This window comes from Streptomyces sp. NPDC059900 (genome assembly GCF_050270335.1).
Taxonomy (GTDB): domain Bacteria; phylum Actinomycetota; class Actinomycetes; order Streptomycetales; family Streptomycetaceae; genus Streptomyces.
In genome coordinates this window covers 1-5700 of sequence record NZ_JBNNJZ010000524.1, presented here as the reverse complement: position 1 = coordinate 5700, position 5700 = coordinate 1, and the positions used below count along the sequence as shown (strand labels likewise).

Annotated in this window: 5 protein-coding genes; 3 read left to right on the top strand and 2 right to left on the bottom strand. The window is 71.9% G+C overall.

Going from position 1 to position 5700, the window contains the following annotated elements:
- Positions 1-949 (bottom strand): LysR family transcriptional regulator (locus tag ACQKIP_RS38035; protein WP_427745191.1); only part of this gene is annotated, 949 nt, incomplete at its 3' end.
- A 108-nt stretch (positions 950-1057) separates the two neighbouring features.
- Between ACQKIP_RS38035 and ACQKIP_RS38030 the strand changes: the two genes are divergently transcribed.
- Complete coding sequence (locus ACQKIP_RS38030) at positions 1058-1888, top strand: oxidoreductase (RefSeq protein WP_365859775.1); 831 nt, start codon at positions 1058-1060, stop codon at positions 1886-1888.
- A 28-nt stretch (positions 1889-1916) separates the two neighbouring features.
- On the opposite strand, the gene ACQKIP_RS38025 is transcribed toward ACQKIP_RS38030, so the two are convergent.
- Positions 1917-3113: a methyltransferase gene (locus ACQKIP_RS38025; RefSeq protein ID WP_365859776.1), complete on the bottom strand. Its 1197-nt coding sequence runs from the start codon at positions 3111-3113 to the stop codon at positions 1917-1919.
- 171 nt (positions 3114-3284) lie between these two features.
- On the opposite strand from ACQKIP_RS38025, the gene ACQKIP_RS38020 reads away from it, so the two are divergent.
- Both ACQKIP_RS38020 and ACQKIP_RS38015 read left to right on the top strand, forming a co-directional pair.
- Complete coding sequence (locus ACQKIP_RS38020; protein WP_365859777.1) at positions 3285-4754, top strand: aldehyde dehydrogenase family protein; 1470 nt, start codon at positions 3285-3287, stop codon at positions 4752-4754.
- The coding region (locus ACQKIP_RS38015; RefSeq protein ID WP_427745190.1) for an APC family permease at positions 4751-5700 on the top strand (950 nt) is incomplete at its 3' end. The genes ACQKIP_RS38020 and ACQKIP_RS38015, both read left to right, overlap by 4 nt.

The window sequence follows — 5700 nt, the reverse complement described above, 5'->3', positions numbered from 1 at the left end:
CTCCAGACCCGTACTCCTCCTGTCCGGACCCGTGCTCCGTCCGCCCGAGCGCCTCCCCGCACGCCTTGATGTACGCGCCGACCAGCGGGCGCCCGTCCTCGCCCGCGCGCCAGGCCAGCGCGAACCGGCTCGGCGTGATGCCCCGCACGGGCCGCGTGACGACACCGCCGAGGGTGATCAGCGGTGCGTTGCCCGCCGCCACCAGGCAGATGCCGCGGCCGTCCACCAGCGCCTCGTACGTCTCGTCGGTACTGGCGACCTCCGCCCCGATCCGGGGCGGGCGGCCCGCGCGGGCGTCGATCGCGAGCCAGTAGTCCCGCAGCGTGCCCGCGCTCCCGGGCAGCGCGAGGAAGGGCTCGTCGGCGAGGTCGGCGAAGTCGACCTCGTCCCGGTCGGCGAGGCGGTGCGTTTCGGGCAGGGCGACACGGCGCGGTTCCTCGGCGACCACCACCCACGCGTAGCGCTCCATGCCGGGTAGCGGCAGCCAGATGAAGGCCACGTCCGCGGTGCCGTCGGCAAGGCCCGCGCTCGGGTCGTCCCAGCCCACCTGCCGCAGCCGGATCACGGCCGCCGGATGGGCCTCGCTGAAGCGGGACCGCACCGCGGGCAGGAGTCCGCCGCGGGCGGGCCGCGTACTCATGCCCACCGATAGCGTGGCCCGCTCCTCGGTCTTCGCGCGCTCCACCGCCTCGGAACCCGAGTGCCAGCTTTCGAGCACCTGCCGGGCATGCGGCAGTAGTGCGGCGCCCACGGAGGTGAGCCGCACGCCCCGGTGGTCGCGCACGAAGAGGTCCGCGCCCAGCTGCCGTTCCAGTGCCCGTATCTGCTTGCTCAGCGCGGGCTGCGAGACGAACAGCCGCTCGGCGGCCCGCGTGAAGTGCAACTCCTGCGCCACCGCCACGAAGTAGCGAAGATCCCTGCTGTGCACGTCCCTGCCGTGAAGGTCCATAACCATCAGCTATCACGTCAGGTCTTGGACGGGCCACCCGCCTCCGCCACAGGATGAACAGCAGAGCCGGGAACGAACCAACCGGCTGACATGAAGAGGGAGTTCAAGATGTCGAAGGTATGGCTCGTGACGGGCGCGAACAGCGGCTTCGGCCGGGCGATCACCGAGGCGGCCGTCGCCGCGGGCGGCGTGGTCGTGGCCACCGCACGCAACGCCTCCGCCCTGGACGACCTGGTGGCCGCCCACCCCGACCAGGTCGAGGCCCTCACCCTGGACGTGACCGACACCGCGGGCATCGAGGCCGCCGTGCGCGACGTCGCCGACCGGCACGGGCGCATCGACGTCCTGGTGAACAACGCGGGGCGCAGCCACGTCGGCGCCCTGGAGGAGGACTCGGACGCCGAACTGCGCTCCCTGTTCGACGTGCACGTCTTCGGCCCTGCCGCGCTGACCCGCGCCGTCCTTCCGCACATGCGGGCCCGGCGCTCGGGAGCGATCGTGCAGATGAGCAGCATGGGCGGCCAGATGTCCTTCGCGGGCTTCTCGGCGTACAGCGCAACGAAGTTCGCCCTGGAGGGGATGTCGGAGGCGCTGGCCCAAGAGGTGGGGCCGCTCGGCATCAAGGTCCTGGTCGTGGAGCCCGGCGCGTTCCGCACCGGACTGTTCGGCAACACCACCGCGAGCCCCGTCGAGATCCCGGACTACGCACAGACGGCGGGCGCCACCCGCGCGATGGTCGCGGGCGGCGACGGCGAGCAGCCCGGCGACCCGGCGAAGGCAGCCCTTGCGATCATCGCCGCCCTCGACGCGGACGACACCCCGCTGCGCCTGCCGCTCGGCGAGGACTCCGTGGACGCGGTCATCGGCCACCTCGACGCGGTCCGCTCCGAGATCGGCACGTGGGAGAAGGTGGCGCGGGCGACGGCCTTCGACGCCTGAGGGGCGGGCCGAAGGCGCGCGGGTGGTGTCAGCGGTCGCGCTTGACCGCCCGCAGGACCACGAACTTCGGGTCGCTCGCGACGACCTTGGAGTTGCCGAAGAGCTTGCGCAGCTTCACGTGGTATCCGAGGTGGCGGTTGCCGACGACCCACAGTTCGCCGCCCGGGCGCAGCGCGGCGCGCGCTCCGGCGAACATCCGCCAGGCAGTGGCACCGGTGGTCGCCTGGTGGCTGTGGAAGGGCGGGTTGTTCAGGACGAGGTCCACCGACCCCGCGGGCACGGCCGACAGCGCGTCGCCCGCGACGAACCGCGCCCGCGCGGGATCGAGCCCGTTCGCGCGGAAGGTCGCCTCGGCCGAGGCGACGGCGGGGTACGACTCGTCGATGAAGGTGACCGTGGCCCCGGGGTCGGCGACGGCGGCGGCCGTGCCGAGCACGCCGTTGCCGCAACCCAGGTCCACGACGTGCGCGGCGTCCCCGCCGGCGGGCAGATGGCGCAGAAAGAAGCGGGTGCCGATGTCGAGGCGCTCGGCGCAGAACACGCCCGCGTGATTGACGGCCATCAGCCCCGCGCCCGCCCCGGAGTCCCCGTCGAGGACATAGCTGCGCGGCCAGGGGCTGGCACCGGCGGCGCGCTCCGGGTCCGGGGTGCTGAAGATGAGCCGCGCCTTCTGCCGGGCGAGCGACGTCCGCGTGGGGCCGATGATCCGCTCGAACAGGTCGAGGGTCGAGGTGTGGATCTCGGTGACCATCCCGGTGCCGACGACGACCGTGCCCGCGTGCAGGGCGGGGGCGAGCCGGTGCAGCTGGTCCTCCAGGAGCGCGAGGCTCTTGGGCACCCGGACGAGAAGTACGTCGATCCGGGCCGGCGGGGCGTCGCCGGTCGTCGAGATCCGCACGGCGTCCGGTGCGAACCCGGCGCGTGCCACGTTGGCGCGGGTCGCCTCCCCGGCGAGGAACGAGTCGGTGATCAGCGTCGGCGCGTACCCGGCGAGCGCGGTGGTCAGCGCCCCCCAGCGGTCGCCGACGACGGCCACGGTCCCGGAGAGGTCGACGGGCTTCGCCCCCTCCTGCGCCGCGTCCGCCTCACTCGCCTCCCCCGTCTCGCCCGCCAGGTGCCGCAGCAGGTAGGCGTCGGCCGCGGACCAGGCGCGCAGCGGGTCGCGGGGGTCCTCGGGGAATCGTGTGAGGTCGTACGCGCCCCATGACGTGATCAGCCGGTTCATCGTGCCCTCAGGCTAACGGAGTGGCGAGCCGGTGATCTTCACGGGCGTGCGGGCCCGATGGCGGCCAGGTGTACGCCTGCGCCGAATAGCGGCTCTTGTGGTGCGGGCGGGGCCCGTGCTCCTTACCGTCCATTCTGGAGCACCCGCGCTTTCCATCCCCGAGGAGCCGTCATGCCGGAGCTGTTCATCGGCGGAACGTGGACCACCGCCCAGGACGGGCAGGTACGGGAGATCCGCTGCCCCGCGGACAACACCCTGGTCGCGACCGTCGACGAGGCCGGACCGAAGGACGCCGCCGCGGCGATCTCCGCGGCCCGGGAGGCCTTCGACCGCGGCCCCTGGCCCGGCACCCCCGCGGCCGAACGCGGCCGCCTGCTGCTGCGCGTCGCCGACCTCCTCGAACGCGACAAGGACGCACTCGCCCGCGCCGAATCCCTGGACACCGGGAAGCGGCTCGTGGAGAGCGAGTACGACATGGACGACATCGCGAACTGCTTCCGCTACTTCGGCAACCTGACGGCGGCGGGCGGCACCGACCGCGTCGTGGACCCGGGCAGCACGGACGTGGACAGCCGGGTGGTGCACGAGCCGGTCGGGGTGTGCGCGCTGATCACTCCGTGGAACTATCCGCTCCTGCAGACCGCCTGGAAGGTCGCCCCCGCGCTCGGCGCGGGCAACACCTTCGTCCTCAAGCCCAGCGAGCTGACCCCGCACACCTGCATCATCCTGATGCGGCTGCTCACCGAGGCCGGGCTGCCCGCCGGGGCCGCCAACCTGATCCTCGGCGCAGGGCCCGTCGCGGGCGCGCCGCTCAGCGAGGACCCCCGGGTGGACCTGGTGTCGTTCACCGGCGGGCTCGTCACCGGACGGCGCATCATGGCCGCCGCGGCGCCCACGGTGAAGAAGGTCGCCCTGGAACTGGGCGGCAAGAACCCGAACATCGTCTTCGCCGACGCCGACTTCGACACGGCGGTCGACTACGCCCTGATGGCGATCTTCCTGCACTCGGGCCAGGTCTGCTCGGCCGGAGCGCGGCTGCTCGTCGAGGACGAACTGCACGACAGGTTCGTCGACGAACTGGTCGAGCGGGCGCGGCGGATCCGGCTCGGCGGGCCCTTCGACGACGACGCCCGCACGGGGCCGCTGATCTCCGCCGCGCACCGCGACAAGGTCGAGGCGTACGTGGCGGCCGGCATCGCCGAGGGCGCGGTGCTCCGCTGCGGCGGCGCGCGCCCCGACGACCCGGCACTGAAGGACGGCTACTACTACCCGCCCACCGTGCTCGACGAGTGCACCCCCGGCATGTCCGTGGTCACCGACGAGTCGTTCGGGCCCGTGCTCACCGTCGAGCGGTTCCGCACCGAGGACGAGGCGATCGGTCTCGCCAACGACACCGTCTACGGTCTCGCGGGCGCCGTGTGGACCGAGGACACCGGCAAGGGCCAGCGCGTGGCGGCCCGGATGCGCGCCGGAACCGTCTGGATCAACGACTTCCACCCCTATGTTCCGCAGGCCGAATGGGGTGGAATGAAGCAGTCCGGATTCGGCCGCGAACTGGGCCCGGCAGGTCTTGCCGAGTACCAGGAGGCCAAGCACATCTGGCGCAATCTGGCAGCGACACCGCAGAGGTGGTTCGAATGAGCACGGATCCAGGCAAGGGCGCCGACGCCGCCGACGCCGCCCGCAGCCAGCACCAGGACGACGACGCCGCGCTCGGCGAGCTCGGGTACCGTCCGGAACTCAAGCGGACCCTGGGCAACTTCCACACCTTCGCGGCCGGGATCAGCTACATCTCGATCCTGACCGGCACCTTCCAGCTCTTCTACTTCGGCGTCAGCTTCGGCGGTCCCGCCTACTGGTGGTCCTGGCCGATGGTCTTCGTCGGCCAGCTGATGGTGGCCCTCTGCTTCTGCGAGCTCGCCGCCCGCTTCCCGGTCGCGGGGTCCGTCTACAACTGGGGCAAGCAGCTCGGCGGCAAGCACATCGGCTGGCTCGGCGGCTGGATGATGCTGACGGCCACCATGGTGTCCCTGGCGGCGGTCGCCCTCGCGTACCAGATCACGCTGCCGCAGATCTCCGATTTCTTCCAGTTCATCGGGGACGGCAGCGGGACGACCGACGCGGCGAAGAACGCGGTGCTGCTCGGTTCGGTCCTCATCCTGTTCACCACCCTGGTCAACGCGTTCGGCGTCAAACTGATGGCCCGGATCAACTCCGCGGGCGTACTGATCGAGCTGATCGCAGCCGTCGTCCTGATCATCCTGCTCGCCGCCCACATCACGCGCGGCCCCAGCGCCATCACCGAGACCGGCGGCCTGGGCGCGGGCCAGAACCTCGGATACTTCGGCGCCTTCCTGACGGCGTCGCTCGCCTCGGCGTACGTCATGTACGGATTCGACACCGCGTCCTCGCTCGGCGAGGAGTCCCTCGACCCGAGCCGCAACGCCCCGCGGGCGATCCTGCGGGCGCTCATCTTCTCGTTCCTCATCGGCGGGCTCATCCTGCTGTTCGCGCTGCTTGCCGTGCCGGACCTGCACGCGAAGGAACTGTCCGTCGACGGCCTGCAGTACGTGGTCCTGAGCACGCT

What these genes read in the sequence shown, in the direction of transcription:
- ACQKIP_RS38020 (WP_365859777.1), top strand. Translation starts at nt 3,285, where the DNA reads ATGCCGGAGCTGTTCATCGGCGGAACGTGGACCACCGCCCAGGACGGG.
- ACQKIP_RS38030 (WP_365859775.1), top strand. Translation starts at nt 1,058, where the DNA reads ATGTCGAAGGTATGGCTCGTGACGGGCGCGAACAGCGGCTTCGGCCGG.
- ACQKIP_RS38025 (WP_365859776.1), bottom strand. Translation starts at nt 3,113, where the DNA reads ATGAACCGGCTGATCACGTCATGGGGCGCGTACGACCTCACACGATTC.